The organism is Rhodothermus bifroesti (assembly GCF_017908595.1).
GTDB lineage: Bacteria > Bacteroidota > Rhodothermia > Rhodothermales > Rhodothermaceae > Rhodothermus > Rhodothermus bifroesti.
This window is the reverse complement of the sequence record NZ_JAGKTL010000001.1, coordinates 556,004-572,741: the sequence shown is the minus strand read 5'-3', so window position 1 is coordinate 572,741 and position 16,738 is coordinate 556,004. Positions and strand designations below refer to the sequence as shown.

The window sequence follows — 16,738 nt, the reverse complement described above, 5'->3', positions numbered from 1 at the left end:
TAGGCATACGGCGGCGCTCAGGTACTTTTGTAACCAAATCGTAGAAAGCCTGGGTGACCGACGATTTCCAAACGCTCTGCGAGCGGCTGCGTGCCTCAGACCAGGCTGCGCTAGGCATGTTATTTCGGTGCCTGCGCATCCCGCTGTTGCGCTATGTGCAAGCCATCGTGGGTGACAGTGGAGTAGCCCATGACTTGATACAAGACGTGTTTTTAGACCTGTGGATGCGGCGCACCACGCTTAATCCTGCCCAACCTCTGCGCCCCTACCTGTACCGCATGGCGCGCAACCGGGCTTTACGGCACCTACGCGACGAGCGGCGACGTGCACGCAAGCGCGCTGAACACCTGCCAGCAAACTCGACTACCGAGCCGCTGCTACCCGACACGCTAGCAGAAACCCACCAGCTGGAAACGCTCCTGGCGCGCTGGCTGGAGGAGCTGCCCGAGCGACAGCGAGAGGCCCTGGTCCTCAGCCGCTGGCATGGACTGAGCCATCGCGAAATTGCCCAGGTGATGGGCATTTCTCCCCGAACAGTCAATAACCATCTGCTACGGGCGCTGGAGACGCTACAACGACGGCTGCAAGCGCTCGCCCTAACGCCATGAAGGAGCGTTCTTCTTTGCCCCCTGATCTAGAAGCGGCACTCAAACAGCACTCCGAAGCCGAACGCCGCCAACTGGAGGCGCTCTGGAACCGGTTAGCAGCCCTGGAGCGCCCGCTTGAAGGCATCCCCGATACTGAACAGGCCTGGACCGAGCTCTTGAGCCGGCTTCCCCAGACCATCCGTGCTGCACATCCACCGCACCGGCGTGCACGGCTCCGCTGGCCACGTGTTGCCATGTTGCTGGTAGGACTAGGCCTATTAGGGACGCTCTGGCTAGCACGGCCTCATACGTTTACCGTGCCTTTAGGGACAAACCAAACCGTTACCCTTGGCGATGGATCGACCATCTTCCTCCGTGGAGGCTCACGGCTGGTCTATCCCCGATCCCTCTTGAGCCCACGGCCTCGGTGGATACGCCTGCAGGGCGAAGCGCTGTTGACCATTGCTCCAGGTCCTCCGCTAACGATCCACACGCCTTGGGCACATGTTGAGGTGCTGGGCACGCGGCTAAGCGTACGTGCCTGGCCAGAAGCCGCAGAAACCCAGGTCACCCTGCTTGAAGGCCGGGTACGCGTTCGCGCTACCACACAGCCCGAGCATACCCTCTGGCTTACTACCCCCGGTCAGCATGTACGCATCAGCGCCCACCATCCTTTGCCCACCCAACCCGAAAAGATTGACCCTGAACGCGTTCTGGCCTGGCAACGCGGAGGCTTTGTTGTGATCGACGAACCTCTAGCAACCGTGCTACGCGAACTGGAACGTAGCTTTGGCCTCCGCATCGAACTCGCAGGATCTTTGCCGCTAACGCGACGCCTTACGATACTCTACCAACGCGATGCCCAAGTGGAACGGATCCTTCAGGACCTGTGCTTAACGCTACCATGCCGCTACCGACGCATCAGCCAGGGTTTTGCGCTCGAGCCCGATTCAGCTGCTACACCCTAATCATTATCGTGGGGCTTTTTTGTGGATGGCAACCCCTCTGGGCCCAGCAAAGCCCACGCTTTACGCTCGTCGTCCAGGGCGCTTCGCTTCAGGAAGCCTTAGAAACCCTCGCGCGTACAGCCCACATCAATCTGATTTACCCTTCAGCCTTAGTGCAAGGCAAAACCGTCTACTGCGCCTTGCACCAGGCACCTATCGAACGGCTGCTGGCCTGCTTGCTGGCTGGTACAGGGTTGGATTTTGTGCGCTCTTCGTCTGGCGCTTACGTAATCCTTGAAGCCCGACGGCAACCTCCACTTCGGGGAAGTCTAGTGGGCGAAGTTGTCGATGCGGTAACCGGCGCACCGCTGCCTTATGCTCACGTACTGCTGGTCGATGCTGGCACAGGAGCCGTCTCCAACGAAGCCGGCCGCTTTGCCCTTAATGGCCTGCTGGCCGGTTCGCACCGGTTGGTGATTTCCTATGTAGGCTATCACCCGCAGCTCGACAGCGTCCGCATCATACCCAACCATACCGTCCATGTCCAGATTCCTCTAGAACCTGCTTCACTGGAAGCGCCTCCAGTCATTATTGATGGCCTCACGCGACGCGCTCTTTCTGCTGCCTTGGGCACCAGCCAGCATACCGAAGAAGCACAGCCGCAACTCGCTCTGGATCTCCTACAAACAGCCAGCCACCTGCCTGGCGTGCAGGTGACCCATCCCTTAGCAGAACTGCACCTTCAAGGGGGCGATAGCGGAGAGCACCTGACGCTCCTTGACGGCATGCCCATACGCAATCCCGTCAGCCTTGGCCGGTACTTGAGCGCTTTCAGCCCTTTGGCTATTGGACGCCTCACTGTTCATCGTGCCGGGCACGGCGCAGCACAGGGCAGCCAGCTTTCAGGATTGATCGAACTGGAGCATGCGCTCGGTGGGGCTACGCCCTTCAGCTTAGCCACCAGACTAGATCCGCTAGCGCTGAATGCCCGAGCCCAAATGCGCACCACCACAACAGCAGGACTGCTGGCCGTGCGCCACAGTGTATGGGACATCTACCAGGAACCAGGGTTACGGGCATTACTCCGCCAATGGAACACGATCGACCCCCTCATGGCTAGCCGCTGGCTGGGAGAACCGATCGCGGCACCTGGCCTCCAGGCCAATCCCTGGACCCCCGATGCCGCTTTCTTGGACCTGCATGCCGCCATGCGCTTCCGCCCTGATCCCTTTCAGACCGTGCACCTTTCTGCCTACCAGGGGACCAATCGCCTGGAAGCGCGCCAGCAAACCCGCTATGCCGCTGAAGCAGCCGACTCGGCTCATCTCATGGTAACGCACAGTGCCTACCGCTGGCTGAACGAGGCCGCACGCTTCCGTTACGACCGCCTACTCAGTGCCCGCATGCTTTGGAGCCTGCAGCTGCGCGGCAGCTGGCATACGTCTACATACTATTACCGCGCCCGCGAAGGCACGGCACCACGCCAAAACCCCGAAGCCTGGAGAGCTCTGGAAACCCAGCTGCAACGTGAGCTGCGCCAGACCCCAGCTGCGACCGAACGCAACACCATCCGAGAACTCGCTCTGGAAAGCACCGCGCACTACAGCTTCTCACCCCACTGGCAAAGCGCAATCGGGTTGTCAATAGAAACAGTGCACGCCGCTTTTCTGCTGGGCAACGTACTGATAGCTCCTTTCACGCACCAAATCACGACTTGGCATCCCGCCGCTTTTGTTGCCGCCACCTGGACGCCCTCGTTGCAGCTCGTTATCGAACCAGGCGTGCGCCTAACCTACCTGGCTAGACATCGGAAGATCTACGCCGAGCCCCGCCTCGCCCTGCGGCAAGACGTGCTGCTTGGACCGCTGGAGCTGGCCTTCCGCGTAGCCGGCGGCATTTACCGCCAGTTTGTAAACCATTTTGAATTGACCAGCATTGGCGCTACTACTATTATCCCTTCCATCCTCTTTTGGCTTCCACCTGACGCCACCGTAACCCCTCCTTGGAGCTACCATCTTACGCTAGATGCGCTTGTAGCCCAGCACGATCGCTGGCAACTGGAGTTTATCTTGTACCACAAACGCCAGCCTCACTTGTTGCAGGTAGATTATCCTGGCCTGCTGGCCCGTCTTCCGGCCACTTACCCTGCACCCCAAGCAACACCCTTGGCCCAAAACGCATTTCTCCGCCATACCTACGGGCAAGCAACTGGCTTTACCCTGCGTTTGCAATACCAAAACCCAACCCAGCGACTGCGCTTCCTCTACAGCTACGACCGCACGCAACGAGCCTACCCCGAGCGCAGCGGCCAGCTTCGGCTGCTTCCTACGCCTTGGAATGAACCCTACCGGGTGCATGCGGAACTGATGCAAAACCTATCGGCCAATTTGGCTTGCCTGATCCGATGGGAATCCCGCTGGGGCCAACGATGGGCCTTCCGTCGGCTCTACTACGACTACCTGCGCTATGCAGGGCCTGCCGTTGTAGGGCCATACCACCTAGACGCCCCCCAAACCCACACCCTGCCTGCTAAACACCGACTGGATGTTGGGCTTTCCTGGCACTTCCGGATCGGATCCACCCAGCTCCAGGTCCAATGGATGGTACATAATGTGCTCAACCGCCGTGACGTTTACGACCGGAGTCTGGCCTGGATCAGCACGTTCGAACCGGTTGTGCTTAATCGACGGCTTCCCGGTCGGCAATGGCTGCTAACCGTACAACTTTCCCATTAAGTGACCACGCAGTAGGCATAGACAGCCCCTTAGGTGCTTTTTATTGAAACCGCAACCCAAGCCACGCGCCATGAGCAAACCGACCTCACGCCGCGTTTTTTTGCAAACCGCCGGGAGCACGCTCCCCTTTGTTTCCCTCTTTTTGTCTCTGAGCGGATGCGACAGCTACAGTAGCATGGAGGACGACAACGATACCCCTCCCCCTCCAGGCAGCGGTATTACCATTGAAGGAAACACGGTTTTTTTGGATCTGACCGGAAGCGAAGCCCGAAAGGTGGCCAATCCTGGCGGCTTCTTGCATATCGACGCGGCCGATATGCTGGTCGTCAACGTGGAGGGCACCATCCGGGCCTTTAGCAGCATCTGCACCCACCAGGGCTGTGAAATTAGCTCGTTCCAGAACAACCGCTTCGTCTGCTTCTGCCACGGGTCACAGTTTGGCACCGATGGTCAAGTGCTTCAGGGACCAGCAACACGAGCGCTCACAGCGTATACGGTCGAACGGGATGGAAACAGGGTACGCATTACCAAAAGCTAGCCGCAGCGGCATGATATTGCTGGGCCTGCTCTGCCTGCTTCCTATGACCGTCCTAGCACAGCAGGTCCAATACGAACAGCTTGGCTCTGGGCAAAGACTCCTGCTTTCCACCAATCGGGTGGGCTTGCGGACGACCAGCTTGTCGGTGGCTACGAGCCCTTTGGATAGCTTACCCCAAGGCATGCCCTGGAATACCCGCCTTCTTTGGGGACGGCACGGGCTGTTTCGCCTGATCGGTCTGGCCCCAGCTAGCCGCCGCCGCGAGCTAGAAATCCGCCAAACCATGCTTCAGTGGCATCAGCGCATGGCGCTGGTGACGTTTGCTGCACTGACCACACAGGTGATCCTGGGTGAAGTTTTGGCCAGCAACCGCCCACGCTACTACCAGGACCTGCAGCCTGTGCATCGCACGCTGGGCTATGTGACGTTTGGCCTCTACATGGGCACGGCCAGCCTTTCACTTGGCGCCCCCCCTGCCCGGCGCTACGATCCGGGTTTTAGCTCCATTAAACTGCACCGCTGGCTTGCGCTGATCCACTTTAGCGGGATGGCCCTGCAGCCCTGGCTAGGACGTCACGTGCGCGCAGCCCCTTCTGCCGAAAGCTACGATCGCCGCCTTAACACCCACCGTTGGGTGGGGCGCCTAACGCTCGGCGCCTATACTGCAGCCTTTCTGGTCATCACACTACCCTACTAAAAACGAAAGGGAAACGGTTATGCGACGTCTTTGGTGTTTATGGGCCCTATGGGTACTCCTAGGAAGCGCCGGCGTGCTTGCTCAGCCTGTCACGCTGCCTGTCGACAGTACGCAAAGTCTCCTGCAGTACTACGGACACCATCCGCTCCATGGATGGACCGGCGTCAGCCGATCCGTTCAGGGAAAGCTGCACCTCGATCTAGCCAATCCAGCCCGCTCTACGGTCCGCCTTCACGTACCGGTGGCCAGTTTTAGCAGCGGCAATAGCAATCGCGACTCAAACATGCTTGAGGTCGTTGAGGCCGATCGCTTCCCGGAAGTAATCTTTGAATCGTCTGCTATCGCTGTAGAGCGTTGGGAGCAAACCGCCACGGGCTATGAAGGCGCTTGGGTTGTGAACGGTCGTCTAACGTTTCATGGGCAGACGCAAGCGGTGGCCATTCCGGTAGCTGTACGGATCAATAACCATCGCTTCGAAGCTACCGGGCGGTTTTCGATCATGCTCTCCCAGTTTGGCGTCCGCCGACCTAAATTGCTGCTGATGGCTATCCGCGACAGAATCGATCTGGAAGGCACGATTCGGGCGGTATTGCCACCAGCCGCCAAAGCTGGCGAACAATCGTTTTAGCGCGGCACAAGGTGGACAGCCGTGGCTTTAACCACAGCCCAGACTGTACATCCAACCTCCAGGCGAAGCTCCTCACGAGCATGGGGAGTAACGAGCGCTACCAGCGGAAAGCCCACGTCAAGCGCTACGCGCACCAGCGCCCCCTCGGACTCTATAGCTACCACATGTCCCTGTAAACGATTACGGGCACTCGTAGCCTCTGGCGGCGCCGCCAGCAGCGTAACTTCTTCTGCCCGAATGCACACGTACACCCGACTGTTCACCGCTTCAGGCGCTAGAGCCATCAGCTTTGCCGATCCCACGGCAACCTGCGCCAGGCCACCGGCCACATGCAGCACCTCACCAGGCACTACGGTCTCTATCCCCACAATATTGGCTACCTGCGTAGTTGCTGGTCGTGAAAAGACCTCCTCGATCGGCCCTTGCTGCAACACGTGACCGGCCTCGAGCACAATGACCTGCTCCCCTAACGTACTGGCCTCTAGCCAGTCATGCGTAACTAGCACTGCGGGGATGCCCAGAGTTGCTAGCCAACGACGCAGCTTGCGCCGAAGCACTTCGCGCGTAGGACCATCGAGCGCTGAAAGGGGCTCGTCAAGCAACAACAGACGTGGACGTGGGGCCAAAGCCCGGGCCAAGGCCACCCGTTGTTGTTGTCCTCCGGAAAGCTGCGCCGGATAGCGATCGGCCAGACCTTCCAGCTCAAGCAAAGCCAAGAGCTCTTCCACACGCCGCTGTCGCTCCGCTTTGGACAGATGACCTAACCCAAAAGCAATATTTTGGGCAACGGTCTGATGCGGAAACAGCGCGTAATCCTGAAACACAAACCCTATGCCCCGACGCTGTGGGGGCAGGTGATAGCCCGTTGCAGCATCATACCAGGTTTCTCCACCCAGTCGGATATAGCCGGCATCTGGACGCTCTAGTCCAGCCAGACAACGCAGCAACGTCGTTTTTCCGCTCCCTGAAGCACCAAACAGTACAGTCACAGAAAACCGGTCTACTGGCTGCGACCAGGCCGCAGCGACAGCGAACCCTGTGCGGTATCGCCGAACAATGTCTACTTCTAGCCGCGTCATCGGCGCACCACCTTACGCTGCAGCAGGTAGGTTAGGCTAAGCACAGCTAACGCAAAACCCACAAGCGCCAAGGCCATCCGATCGGCAGCAGCATAATTGAGCGCCTGCACTTCGTCGTAAATGGCAATCGAGAGCGTGCGCGTTACCCCTGGGATGTTGCCGCCAACCATAAGTACCACGCCAAACTCCCCTAAGCTATGGGCAAAGCTGAGCACAATCCCCGTCAGAATCCCTGGCCAGGAAAGGGGCAATACGACCTTCCAAAAGGTGCGCCAGCGCGGAACGCCCAGACACCAGGCAGCTTCAACCAGCCGGCGATCAACGCTCTCAAAGGCTGCTGTAAACGGACGCACGGCAAAGGGTAAGTTGAACACCACAGAACCCAGCACAATACCGGGAAACGTAAACGCCAGCCGATCTACACCCATAAGCGACAAAAAGCGCCCTAAAAGCCCTTCAGGCCCCGTGGCCACCAGCAAATAAAAACCAACCACGGTAGGGGGGAGTACCAATGGAAGCGTCACCAAGGCTTCAATGACGCCACGCCCGGGAAAACGCGTTGTCGCTAACCAATAGGCTAGCGGAAGTCCAATAACCAGGAGCACCCCCGTTGTCCACGCGGCCAGCCGTAGCGTCACCCCTGCGGCCATCCAGTCCATAGGCCTACTGCATCCGGACTTAAAAAACCAAACGAAGCAAGCACCTGACGTCCTTCTACCGTCTGCACAAAACGCCAGAAAGCCCAAGCTTCTGGCCGCTGCGCAGCCGGAAGGAGAATCACAGCCCCTTGGGCAATTGGGGGATAGTGTTCATGCGGCAACAGCCGATAGCGCCCGCGCGCTTGCATCTCTGGAGCTAAAGCTAAGGACAAGGCAATAATGCCGGCCTCAGCCGCTCCACTGGCAACAAACTGGGCTGTCTGCGCAACGTTTTCGCCAAACACAAAGCGGTCACGTACCCGCTCGTAGAGTCCTAGCGTCTGCAATGCAGCAATAGCTGCTCGACCATAGGGCGCATGCTGCGGATTGGCAATGGCTAACCGCCGCACGTTAGGTCCTGCCAGCTCCTCCCAACGCTCTAGCTTCAGCGGCGAATCGTTGGGCACCCACACAACGAGCTGGCCAACGGCATAGAGAAAAAACGACGTATCGACAGCCAACCCTTCGGCTATAAGCCGTTGGGGATAGTCGACATCGGCCGAAAAGTACAGGTCAAAGGGAGCTCCATTACGAATCTGCGCAAAAAATTGCCCAGAGGATCCATAGCTGAGCTTTAGCTGAACCCCTGGGTGCACGGCTTCAAATTGCACGCGCATCACCTCAAACGCATAGCGCAAATCAGCCGCTGCCGCCACATGCAGCTCTCTAGGCCGGGGATCCGAAACTGGCGGCTTCTGACAAGCGCTCACCCACAGCCCCCCTGCCAAGACCACCAGCAGCCCCCTAAGGTATTGACGTAGCCTCATCACGCAACCAATGCAACAAGGCCTCAAGATACTGCACCCGATAGCGCCACACCTGATACCCAAAGCTCTCCGGTGCAGGCACAGACCTCCGGAAATCGGCCAGCCATTGGCGACAAGCGGCCTGCTGATTTTCCAATAGGGTGCGAACCACCTCCACCCCATCACGGCGAGCTAAGTAGAGTTTAGCCAAAAAAAGCTGACGCATATCGCGGCCATGCTGAACAGGCTCGGTGCGCCAACGCAGATAGCAGGCCTCGCCAGCCGGCGTCAACCGAAAGACCCTGCGTGCCGGACGACGCTCCTGAGGGACAGTCTCCGAGACAATCAACCCAGCCTGCTCCAGTCGGTCCAGCATCGCGTAGAGCCGCGCAGGCTTCAATCGCCAGACCAGCCAAAGGCCATCCGGCCGCCGAAGCTCCTGGTAAAGCGCATAAGCATGGCGCGGACCCTGCGCCAGCAGACCCAATAAAACGGCTTCTATACCCATAGCTCTCTTTACCCCAAAGCGAAAGGAACAGCGTGTTTATTCATTAGGTGAATATCCAAAGACTGAATATATGTTGTGCCTGTTCTATAGCCAACCCTACGGGAAGGACACTGCCCACGTCAAAAGCTTTTGCAGGGATTGTGTACAACCGCTATAGTCTGCAATTCAGAAAGCAAAACCCACACGCTTAAACTGCCCCCCGAAAAGCAGCGCCTGAAGCTAAATCTTCCTATCTGGAGCTGGTCTACAAGTGGAGCCTAAGCATCGAAGAGCGGCTGAAGTCTCCCTCGGAGTGCTCACTTCAAGCATTCGAGAAGAGTTAAACCAAGCCTATAATGGTCCACTGTAGCCCCAGAAAAGAACCTAGCTGCAATTGACCGGGAAATCGGGCCTCTGATCAATGAGGAGATCTGGACTTCTCTTGCTATTGTCACGGAGCCAAGCTATGGCAGCCGCCTTGTAGTTTATCTGCTTCATCCCTAGCGCAGTCTTCATATCCTGAAAACGGGGAAATCATTGATGAATGCGGCCTATTGTCAAGAAAAAATGAATATTTGAATGAAAATTTGCAAGAAAGCGTTTACATTATTACATAGCAGATACAGACTAAAATGGCTATTTAAAGCAAATTTTCTTGAGAAAGCGATTACATAACCAATCCTGCCCTGCCATGTATCGGTACACGCTTTGGCTCCTTGTTGCAATGCTGGCGCTTCGCGCGCAGGCCCAAAACGACGTGATGATGCAAGCCTTCTATTGGGACGTGCCCGTCGATGCAGCCAATAAAAACGGCTTCTGGTGGGACACGCTGGCTGCTAAGGCTACTGAGCTGGCCAACGCCGGAATTACCGGCATCTGGGTTCCCTCGCCTGCAAAGGGCAACTTCGGCATCTACGATATGGGCTATGCCATCTACGACCACTTCGACCTGGGGAATTACAACCAGAAAGGCACCATTGAAACGCGCTTTGGCAGCCGCAACGAGCTGTTGAACATGGTCCAAGCGATGCATGCTGCTGGCATTGAAGTGTATGCAGACATTATCCTGAACCACATTTACGGGGGTCCCGACAACCTAGAGCCCAACCCCGAAGTCAAACGTTACGTCTTCGACGAAGCGCGCCGCGACCCAGACGGTGACGGCGTCTACAGCCAGTTTAGTCCTTACCCTACAAACGAAATTATCTGGCGTATTCCTAACGCTCAAGCTGGGGACTATTACATTAAAATTAAAGGCTATTTTCTGCCTTGTAGCGACCCCAAGGGCGAACGCGGGTATGATCTCTATATCAACTGGGACGGCTCGCCAGATCAGCCCAACACCCCAAGTAATGCCAATTGGGAATACGAACCCAACAACGGCAATGGCCAATACAACGTATTTCCCGGTTCTGGGAAACATATCTGGGCTCACATCGACCCCTGTGGGGACATCGACGAATACAAAATCACCTTGACATCTCCTCGTACCATCGAGATCCGCCTCGAAGCGCGCCGAGAGGTCTATAACCCCTTTGATTTTGTTCCTACTGATCAGACCCGAGGCTATTACCCCTTTGAGATTTGGTACAATGGACAAAACCTGGCTGCTACCGCGCTGCAAGCTTGGACCTCTACTGGTATCACCTACGTGAACCACACAGGTCCAGGAGAGGCCAATTGGAGCTGGAATTACGCCCACTTTCACCCGGTAGATAGCCGAGACTATCTGGGCTTTCCCGGTACCGATGAGGTTATTCCCAATACAAAGTTTTTCGGCAATGACCTCAACACGTTTGACTCGGTAGTGCAAGATCGGCTGATCACCTGGGGCCAGTGGCTCACAAACACGGTAGGGTTTGATGGCTATCGCCTGGATTTCGTCCGAGGCTACCAGCCAGAATTTGCAGCCCAGTGGATTAAAAGCATGCCTAAACGCGCCGACGGCCGCCAGCGTTTTGCTGTAGCTGAATACTGGGGCTCCAAACCTGCCATTAAAAACTGGGTGACCACGGTTGAAAGCCTAGGTGCCGATATTGATGCTTTCGACTTCCCGCTCAAGTTTACCCTCACCGACATGGCCAACTGGAACGGTGCCGATTGGAACATGAGTTGGCTGAACCATGCCGGTCTTGTTCGGGACAACACAGGCAACGCACTCTCTGGGACCCAAGTGGTCACCTTTGTAGAGAACCACGACACGGGTAAAGAACACGACAAGTGGCTCTGGCGTGACTGGGACATGGCCTATGCCTACATCCTCTTTGCCGAAGGACGTCCTAAAATCTTCTATCCCCATTTTTACGGCATTACCCAGCACGACCATAGCGACCCCAGCATCACCGTGCAAGCACCGGCTTCACTGCGACAGGACCTGATCCGCTTGATCAAACTGCGCCGCAACTATCTCGGGGGGACCATGGTGGTGCTTAGTGAGGTAGGCAATCCTTGGCCCAGTGCTGACGTAGCCGATGTATTTGTAGCACGCCGCGGGGGCAATGGCACCCGGTCAGGTGCTATTTTGGTACTTAACGACCATGAGTCCAGCACCAAGGGGCTCTGGGTGGACAGCTCCCCAAGCGGATGGCCCAACTGGGCTGGCAAAGTCCTAGTTAACCCCGTAACCGGCCAGACTTCGCAAATCTATGCTGATGGCCGCGTGTACGTTTGGGCACCGCCTCGCAGCTATGCGATCTGGGTCTTACAAGAAGAGTATGACCCTGGCTTATTTGCAAGCATGGAGCATAGCCCACTCCAGGTAGGCGAAAAGGATCTTTTCCTTGAAGCACTGCCTACGGAGTTCTTCTGGAATGGTCCAGCACCCAATCCCTTCGCCAAACATTCCCGGTTCGAACTGGGACTGCCTGAGGCTGCACAGGTGCAGCTAACGATCTATGACCTACTCGGGCGGGAAGTCCAGCAACTTTTGCACGACGCACTCCCTGCAGGGCGTCACCAGGTGCACTGGGAAGCCAACCGCTTAGCCAGCGGCACCTATGTGGCGCGGCTAATCGTAGAGACCACAAGCGGACAACGGTACGTGCAGCATCGCTTGGTCTTTTTGCGTCAATGACGTGACGTGCACTTAGTCTTACCCCCTAACCCCATGGGGTTAGGGGGTTTTTTATGTACAAACCCCAAATACCCAAAGACGTTCAACGGGGAAAGCTTGCCTGAGTGATGGCCCGAACCGCTGCTTTCGACCAACTGGCCGATCGGTACGACGCCTGGTTTGAACGCCATCCAGCGGCTTATGCCTCAGAGCTGGCCGCCATCCGTGCCGTATGGCCTGGGGGTGACCTAACCCTAGAGATCGGCGTGGGCACAGGGCGCTTTGCTGCTCCGCTTGGTATTCGCTATGGCGTGGACCCGTCCCCTGCAATGCGGGCAAAAGCCCAGCAGCGCGGCATAACGGTCCTCGAAGGCGTAGCCGAAGCATTGCCTTTTCCTGACGAAACGTTTGACGCGGCATTGATGGTCACCACGCTTTGCTTTACAGAAGACCCTGAACAAGCTTTGCGAGAGGCCTATCGGGTGCTGCAGCCAGGGGGCTACTTGGTGGTGGGCTTTATTGACCGCACCAGTGCCTTGGGGCAGCGATACGTCGCCCTTCAACATACGCATCCGTTCTATCGAGACGCCCGCTTGCTCGCAGCCGATGAAGTGAAACACTTGCTGCAGACCGTTGGCTTTACCAACCTGAACTGGCGACAGACGCTCTTTTCAAATCCAGAGGTGCTCCAGCAAGCTGACCCCGTGCGTGAAGGTTACGGCGAAGGAGGATTTGTCGTGGTGTGTGCCCGTCGCCCTCTGGATCTCAAGCATAGGCGCGCGCGTTAGCCTTTCCGCATTTTCGGAGGGGTGGCAGAGTGGTTGAATGCACCGGTCTTGAAAACCGGCGTGCCCTTTGGCGGGCACCGTGGGTTCGAATCCCACCCCCTCCGCCCCTGAAACTGATCGCCTAGCGCCTCGATGACACCAGCCGATCTCCCAAGGGATCGGCTTTTTGTTTAAGCAGATGTAACAAATCTCTTCTCTGCCTCGTCTACTTTCGACGTCGAAATCAAACGGCTTTGTACAACCCCTGCTGTCCTCATGAGCGCAATCCCAACGCGACGGCAGATATGGCTTTCCCTGTGGGGTCTGCTGTTGCCTCTCGCTGCGATGGCTCAGCCCGTGCAACGCATCACATTCGACGAAGCGCTTCGACTGGCCTTGAAGCGCAATCCCTTGGTGCTGCAAGCAGTTCACCAGCGGACACGCAGCGAAATCGGACTGGCCAGTGCCCGCAGCAACTTTCTGCCCGATCTCAATTTCTCGGTAAGCGGTTCTCGAGACTACGGCCGCAACTTCGTTTTCGATGAGGGACGCGTCGTAGATCAAACCACGCACTACCTAAGCTCCAGCTTTTCAGCCAGCATCAACCTGTTTAACGGGTTTCGCGATATCCATACCGTCACCCAAGCCCACGCCCAAGTGGCTGCCAGTGAACGCAACGAGGCGCGCCAGCGCGAAACCGTGCTGTTTAACGTGGCCTCCACGTTCTTGTCGCTTATCGAGGCCCAGGAGCAGGTTCGCATCCAGGAAGAAAACCTCGCTGCACAACGGGCCTTGCTGGCGCAAATTGAAGCCTTTGTGCAAGTAGGAAGCCGACCCGTAGCCGATCTCTACCAGCAACAGGCTCAGGTTGCCGCGGCTGAACTAGAGCTCATCAATGCCCGTCGAAATCAGCAGCTTCAAACAGCCAACCTCATTCAACTCTTACAGCTTGATCCGTTTGGAACCTACGAATTTGTCCTTCCTGAGCTAGACACGCTGGCCCTAAGCGCGCCTTCCTACGAGGTGCAGACGCTGCTTCAAGCTGCCTTCGAGCGTCGGGCAGACCTCCAAGCCCTAGAAGCACAACTCCGGGCAGCGGACTATGGTGTTCGGATTGCCCAGTCTACCTACTGGCCCACCATTGCCCTGAGGCTAAGCTACGGTTCAAGCTATACCGACCTGGCACCGTTAAGCTTTGACGAGCAGTTCTTCAACCGTAACCGGCGTGGGTCGATCGGCCTAAGCCTGACGTTTCCCATTTTCGACCGGTTTACCACGCGCCACAACATCCAACAAGCCCGCGTAGAACTGGAAAACGTGCGCTTGCAGCTCCAACAGCTGCGGCAAGAAATTGCCACCCAAGTGCGGCAAGCTTTTTTAGACTACGAGGCAGCCTGGCAACAATACCAAACGGCCCAACTTCAGCTACAAGCTGCACGCCTGGCGCTTGAAGCCTATCAGGAGCGTTACAATGTAGGCTCAGCGACATGGGTTGAGCTCTCCCAAGCCCGCGCAACGTTCGTCCGTGCCGAATCGGACCTGGTGCGCGCCCGCTACACGCTGCTATTCCGACAAAAGTTGATCGACTACTACGCAGGCACCTTGGACCTAGAAAACGTAGCCCGATAAAACCCCAAACAAGCCATGGCGCTTACGCGAGCAACCCGACGTTTACTCATCGTAATGCTGGCCTTAATCGGTCTGCTGCTGGGTATTAGCGCGGTAGGATCTGCGCTAGGTCTTTTTTCCCGCAATACAGGACTCGAAGTCGAGGTCGATAAGGCTACGCGGCGCAGCATCACGCAGGTTGTCACCGCTTCAGGAAGCGTGCAGCCCGAAGTGGAAGTGACCATTAGCCCGGACGTGTCCGGAGAAATTGTCGAACTTCCGGTAAAGGAAGGGGACCGCGTTGTACGCGGCCAGTTGCTAGCCCGCATCCGTCCAGACTTCTATGAGGCGCAGGTGCAACAGGCTGAAGCCGGCGTAGCCCAGGCCCGAGCTGTCATGAAACAACGGGAAGCCGACCTGATCCGATCCGAAGCGGAATACAAACGCCAACAGATGCTCTTTGAGCGCAACGCCATTTCGGCAAGCGACTTTGATGCTGCGCGCAGCCAATACGAAGTCGCTAAGTCGGCTTTAGAGGCCGCGCGCCACGCTGTAGCAAGTGCCGAAGCTCAACTCCGCGAAGCCCGGGAGCAGCTGGCCAAAACCGTGATCTATGCTCCTATGAGCGGCATTATCAGTAAGTTAAATGTTGAACTGGGTGAACGCGTGGTCGGCACCAGCCAGATGGCCGGAACCGAGATGATGCGCATTGCCCGTCTAGAGCAAATGGAAATCGAGGTCGATGTAAACGAAAACGACGTGGTGAACATCTCGATCGGAGACACGGCGGCCGTGCATATCGACGCTTATCCTGAGCGCACCTTCCGAGGCCTGGTGACCCAAATCGCTAACTCGGCCCGCATTGCCAATCAGGGTACACAGGAGCAGGTAACCAACTTTCCCGTCAAGGTTCGCATTCTGGGCAGTGTGGCCCTGCCGACAGCCACTGCTGCTTCCGGACCGGTGGTCAGCGAAGAAGTGCCAACAACGACCGAATTGCTGCCACCGTTGCGGCCAGGCATGAGCGGCACAGTGGACATCTATACCAAAACGGTTTTCGACGTAGTTGCTGTTCCCATCCAAGCGGTCACCGTGCGCGACTTTAACCGCGTGCGTCCTGAAGGGCAAACTGCTCCTGCCGATACCGCACAAAATCCCTCGGTGCTTAAGGAAGACCTGCGGAAAGTGGTTTTTCTGGTCGAAAACGGCAAGGCCAAAATGGTCGAGGTGCAAACCGGGATTGCCGATGATACGCACATCGAAATCACGGCCGGGCTTGCAGGTGGCGAAACGGTCATTATCGGTCCGTACCGGGCCGTCAGCCAAACGCTGCGGCCAGGCATGCCTGTGCGTATTCGACCACCCGAACGCACGCCACGCCTCATGGCTACCGTACAATAATTCGCCTGAGCCTCGCCATGAACACCACACCCAATGCCCAACGACCCCTGATCCAATTGCGCCACGTTACCAAAATCTATCCGATGGGAGAACAGCCCGTGCGGGCCCTGGATGGCATTTCTTTGGACATCTATCCCAATGAGTACGTAGCCATCATGGGGCCTTCGGGATCAGGCAAGTCTACCCTGATGAACATCATTGGATGCCTGGACACCCCTACCCAAGGTACGTACTATCTGAACGGACGCAACGTCAGCCATCTCTCAGAGAGTGAACTGGCACGCATCCGCAACAAAGAAGTGGGGTTTGTCTTTCAGACGTTCAACCTGTTGCCACGGGCCAATTGCCTACAAAATGTTGAGTTGCCACTCATTTATGCAGGCTTGCCAAAAAACCGACGGCGTCAATTGGCCGAAGCGGCGTTGCGCAGTGTAGGACTGGGCGACCGGATGCACCACAAGCCGAGTGAACTTTCGGGCGGACAACGCCAACGCGTAGCCATTGCCCGTGCCCTGGTCAACAACCCATCGATTCTCTTGGCAGACGAGCCCACAGGGAACCTGGACACCAAAACCGGTGAGGAAATCATGCGCCTGTTTGAGCTGCTCTACCGCCAAGGCCATACGCTGCTTGTTGTGACGCATGAAGCCGACATCGCTCACCACGCACGCCGCATCATTCACCTGCGTGATGGACGCATTGAGTACGACGAACCCGTGGCCCAGCCCGCTTTGGCTGGCTTGGACCTAAGCATGTCGACGGCTTAAG

The 16,738-nt window shown here is 57.2% G+C and carries 15 protein-coding genes and 1 tRNA gene; 12 read left to right on the top strand and 4 right to left on the bottom strand.

Features of this window, described 5'->3' with window-relative positions; genetic code table 11:
• Window positions 1-53 precede the first annotated feature (53 nt).
• The 6 genes from J8E65_RS02400 (at window position 54) to J8E65_RS02375 (ending at window position 6,132) form a co-directional block, all read left to right on the top strand.
• Window positions 54-608, top strand: a complete 555-nt coding sequence (locus tag J8E65_RS02400; RefSeq protein ID WP_210373781.1) for an RNA polymerase sigma factor — start codon at window positions 54-56, stop codon at window positions 606-608.
• On the top strand, window positions 605-1,555 hold the full coding sequence (locus J8E65_RS02395; RefSeq protein ID WP_210373780.1) for a FecR family protein: 951 nt from the start codon (window positions 605-607) through the stop codon (window positions 1,553-1,555). Before J8E65_RS02400 ends, J8E65_RS02395 begins: the two co-directional genes overlap by 4 nt.
• The gene (locus J8E65_RS02390; protein ID WP_210373779.1) at window positions 1,492-4,269 is read left to right on the top strand and encodes a carboxypeptidase-like regulatory domain-containing protein; all 2,778 of its coding nucleotides are present in this window, start codon (window positions 1,492-1,494) and stop codon (window positions 4,267-4,269) included. Before J8E65_RS02395 ends, J8E65_RS02390 begins: the two co-directional genes overlap by 64 nt.
• A 70-nt stretch (window positions 4,270-4,339) precedes the next feature.
• Window positions 4,340-4,807: a QcrA and Rieske domain-containing protein gene (locus tag J8E65_RS02385; protein WP_210373778.1), complete on the top strand. Its 468-nt coding sequence runs from the start codon at window positions 4,340-4,342 to the stop codon at window positions 4,805-4,807.
• Window positions 4,808-4,817: 10 nt separating this feature from the next.
• Window positions 4,818-5,504, top strand: coding sequence for a hypothetical protein (locus J8E65_RS02380; RefSeq protein ID WP_237181536.1), 687 nt, complete (start codon window positions 4,818-4,820; stop codon window positions 5,502-5,504).
• A gap of 19 nt (window positions 5,505-5,523) precedes the next feature.
• The gene (locus J8E65_RS02375) at window positions 5,524-6,132 is read left to right on the top strand and encodes a YceI family protein (protein ID WP_210373777.1); all 609 of its coding nucleotides are present in this window, start codon (window positions 5,524-5,526) and stop codon (window positions 6,130-6,132) included.
• Here the strand turns inward: J8E65_RS02375 and modC are convergent.
• Genes modC through J8E65_RS02355 form a run of 4 tightly spaced genes read right to left on the bottom strand, consistent with a single transcriptional unit; the run spans window position 6,129 to window position 9,163 of the window.
• Window positions 6,129-7,211, bottom strand: coding sequence for a molybdenum ABC transporter ATP-binding protein (modC, locus tag J8E65_RS02370; protein WP_210373776.1), 1,083 nt, complete (start codon window positions 7,209-7,211; stop codon window positions 6,129-6,131). The genes J8E65_RS02375 and modC overlap by 4 nt on opposite strands.
• On the bottom strand, window positions 7,208-7,870 hold the full coding sequence (modB, locus tag J8E65_RS02365; RefSeq protein ID WP_210373775.1) for a molybdate ABC transporter permease subunit: 663 nt from the start codon (window positions 7,868-7,870) through the stop codon (window positions 7,208-7,210). Before modB ends, modC begins: the two co-directional genes overlap by 4 nt.
• Window positions 7,846-8,676 carry a molybdate ABC transporter substrate-binding protein gene (gene modA / locus J8E65_RS02360; protein WP_210373774.1) on the bottom strand — a complete coding sequence of 277 codons (831 nt, stop codon included), beginning with the start codon at window positions 8,674-8,676 and terminating at the stop codon, window positions 7,846-7,848. Before modA ends, modB begins: the two co-directional genes overlap by 25 nt.
• A complete protein-coding gene (locus J8E65_RS02355; protein ID WP_210373773.1) occupies window positions 8,654-9,163 on the bottom strand; it encodes a PadR family transcriptional regulator in 510 nt (169 codons plus the stop codon). Before J8E65_RS02355 ends, modA begins: the two co-directional genes overlap by 23 nt.
• 670 nt (window positions 9,164-9,833) lie before the next feature.
• Between J8E65_RS02355 and J8E65_RS02350 the strand changes: the two genes are divergently transcribed.
• The 6 genes from J8E65_RS02350 to J8E65_RS02325 all read left to right on the top strand — a co-directional run bounded on the left by J8E65_RS02350 (window position 9,834) and on the right by J8E65_RS02325 (window position 16,737).
• Window positions 9,834-12,215: an alpha-amylase family glycosyl hydrolase gene (locus tag J8E65_RS02350; RefSeq protein WP_210373772.1), complete on the top strand. Its 2,382-nt coding sequence runs from the start codon at window positions 9,834-9,836 to the stop codon at window positions 12,213-12,215.
• Window positions 12,216-12,322: 107 nt separating this feature from the next.
• Window positions 12,323-12,982 (top strand): class I SAM-dependent methyltransferase, encoded by a 660-nt coding sequence (locus J8E65_RS02345; RefSeq protein WP_210373771.1) that lies wholly within the window; start codon window positions 12,323-12,325, stop codon window positions 12,980-12,982.
• 15 nt (window positions 12,983-12,997) lie between these two features.
• A tRNA-Ser gene (locus tag J8E65_RS02340) sits at window positions 12,998-13,086 on the top strand.
• A gap of 151 nt (window positions 13,087-13,237) precedes the next feature.
• Window positions 13,238-14,590, top strand: coding sequence for a TolC family protein (locus J8E65_RS02335; protein ID WP_210373770.1), 1,353 nt, complete (start codon window positions 13,238-13,240; stop codon window positions 14,588-14,590).
• Between the two features lie 15 nt (window positions 14,591-14,605).
• Entirely contained in the window at window positions 14,606-15,970 is a 1,365-nt protein-coding gene (locus J8E65_RS02330) for an efflux RND transporter periplasmic adaptor subunit (protein ID WP_210373769.1), read from the top strand.
• Between the two features lie 17 nt (window positions 15,971-15,987).
• A complete protein-coding gene (locus J8E65_RS02325) occupies window positions 15,988-16,737 on the top strand; it encodes an ABC transporter ATP-binding protein (protein ID WP_272491906.1) in 750 nt (249 codons plus the stop codon).
• Window position 16,738 lies beyond the last annotated feature (1 nt).

Bases quoted from the DNA above. Each gene is read 5' to 3' on its own strand.
- J8E65_RS02395 (WP_210373780.1), top strand. From the start codon at position 605: ATGAAGGAGCGTTCTTCTTTGCCCCCTGATCTAGAAGCGGCACTCAAA.
- J8E65_RS02380 (WP_237181536.1), top strand. From the start codon at position 4,818: ATGATATTGCTGGGCCTGCTCTGCCTGCTTCCTATGACCGTCCTAGCA.
- J8E65_RS02355 (WP_210373773.1), bottom strand. From the start codon at position 9,163: ATGGGTATAGAAGCCGTTTTATTGGGTCTGCTGGCGCAGGGTCCGCGC.
- J8E65_RS02385 (WP_210373778.1), top strand. From the start codon at position 4,340: ATGAGCAAACCGACCTCACGCCGCGTTTTTTTGCAAACCGCCGGGAGC.
- modB (WP_210373775.1), bottom strand. From the start codon at position 7,870: ATGGACTGGATGGCCGCAGGGGTGACGCTACGGCTGGCCGCGTGGACA.
- J8E65_RS02325 (WP_272491906.1), top strand. From the start codon at position 15,988: ATGAACACCACACCCAATGCCCAACGACCCCTGATCCAATTGCGCCAC.
- J8E65_RS02375 (WP_210373777.1), top strand. From the start codon at position 5,524: ATGCGACGTCTTTGGTGTTTATGGGCCCTATGGGTACTCCTAGGAAGC.
- J8E65_RS02390 (WP_210373779.1), top strand. From the start codon at position 1,492: ATGCCGCTACCGACGCATCAGCCAGGGTTTTGCGCTCGAGCCCGATTC.
- J8E65_RS02335 (WP_210373770.1), top strand. From the start codon at position 13,238: ATGAGCGCAATCCCAACGCGACGGCAGATATGGCTTTCCCTGTGGGGT.
- J8E65_RS02350 (WP_210373772.1), top strand. From the start codon at position 9,834: ATGTATCGGTACACGCTTTGGCTCCTTGTTGCAATGCTGGCGCTTCGC.
- J8E65_RS02345 (WP_210373771.1), top strand. From the start codon at position 12,323: ATGGCCCGAACCGCTGCTTTCGACCAACTGGCCGATCGGTACGACGCC.
- modC (WP_210373776.1), bottom strand. From the start codon at position 7,211: ATGACGCGGCTAGAAGTAGACATTGTTCGGCGATACCGCACAGGGTTC.
- modA (WP_210373774.1), bottom strand. From the start codon at position 8,676: ATGAGGCTACGTCAATACCTTAGGGGGCTGCTGGTGGTCTTGGCAGGG.
- J8E65_RS02330 (WP_210373769.1), top strand. From the start codon at position 14,606: ATGGCGCTTACGCGAGCAACCCGACGTTTACTCATCGTAATGCTGGCC.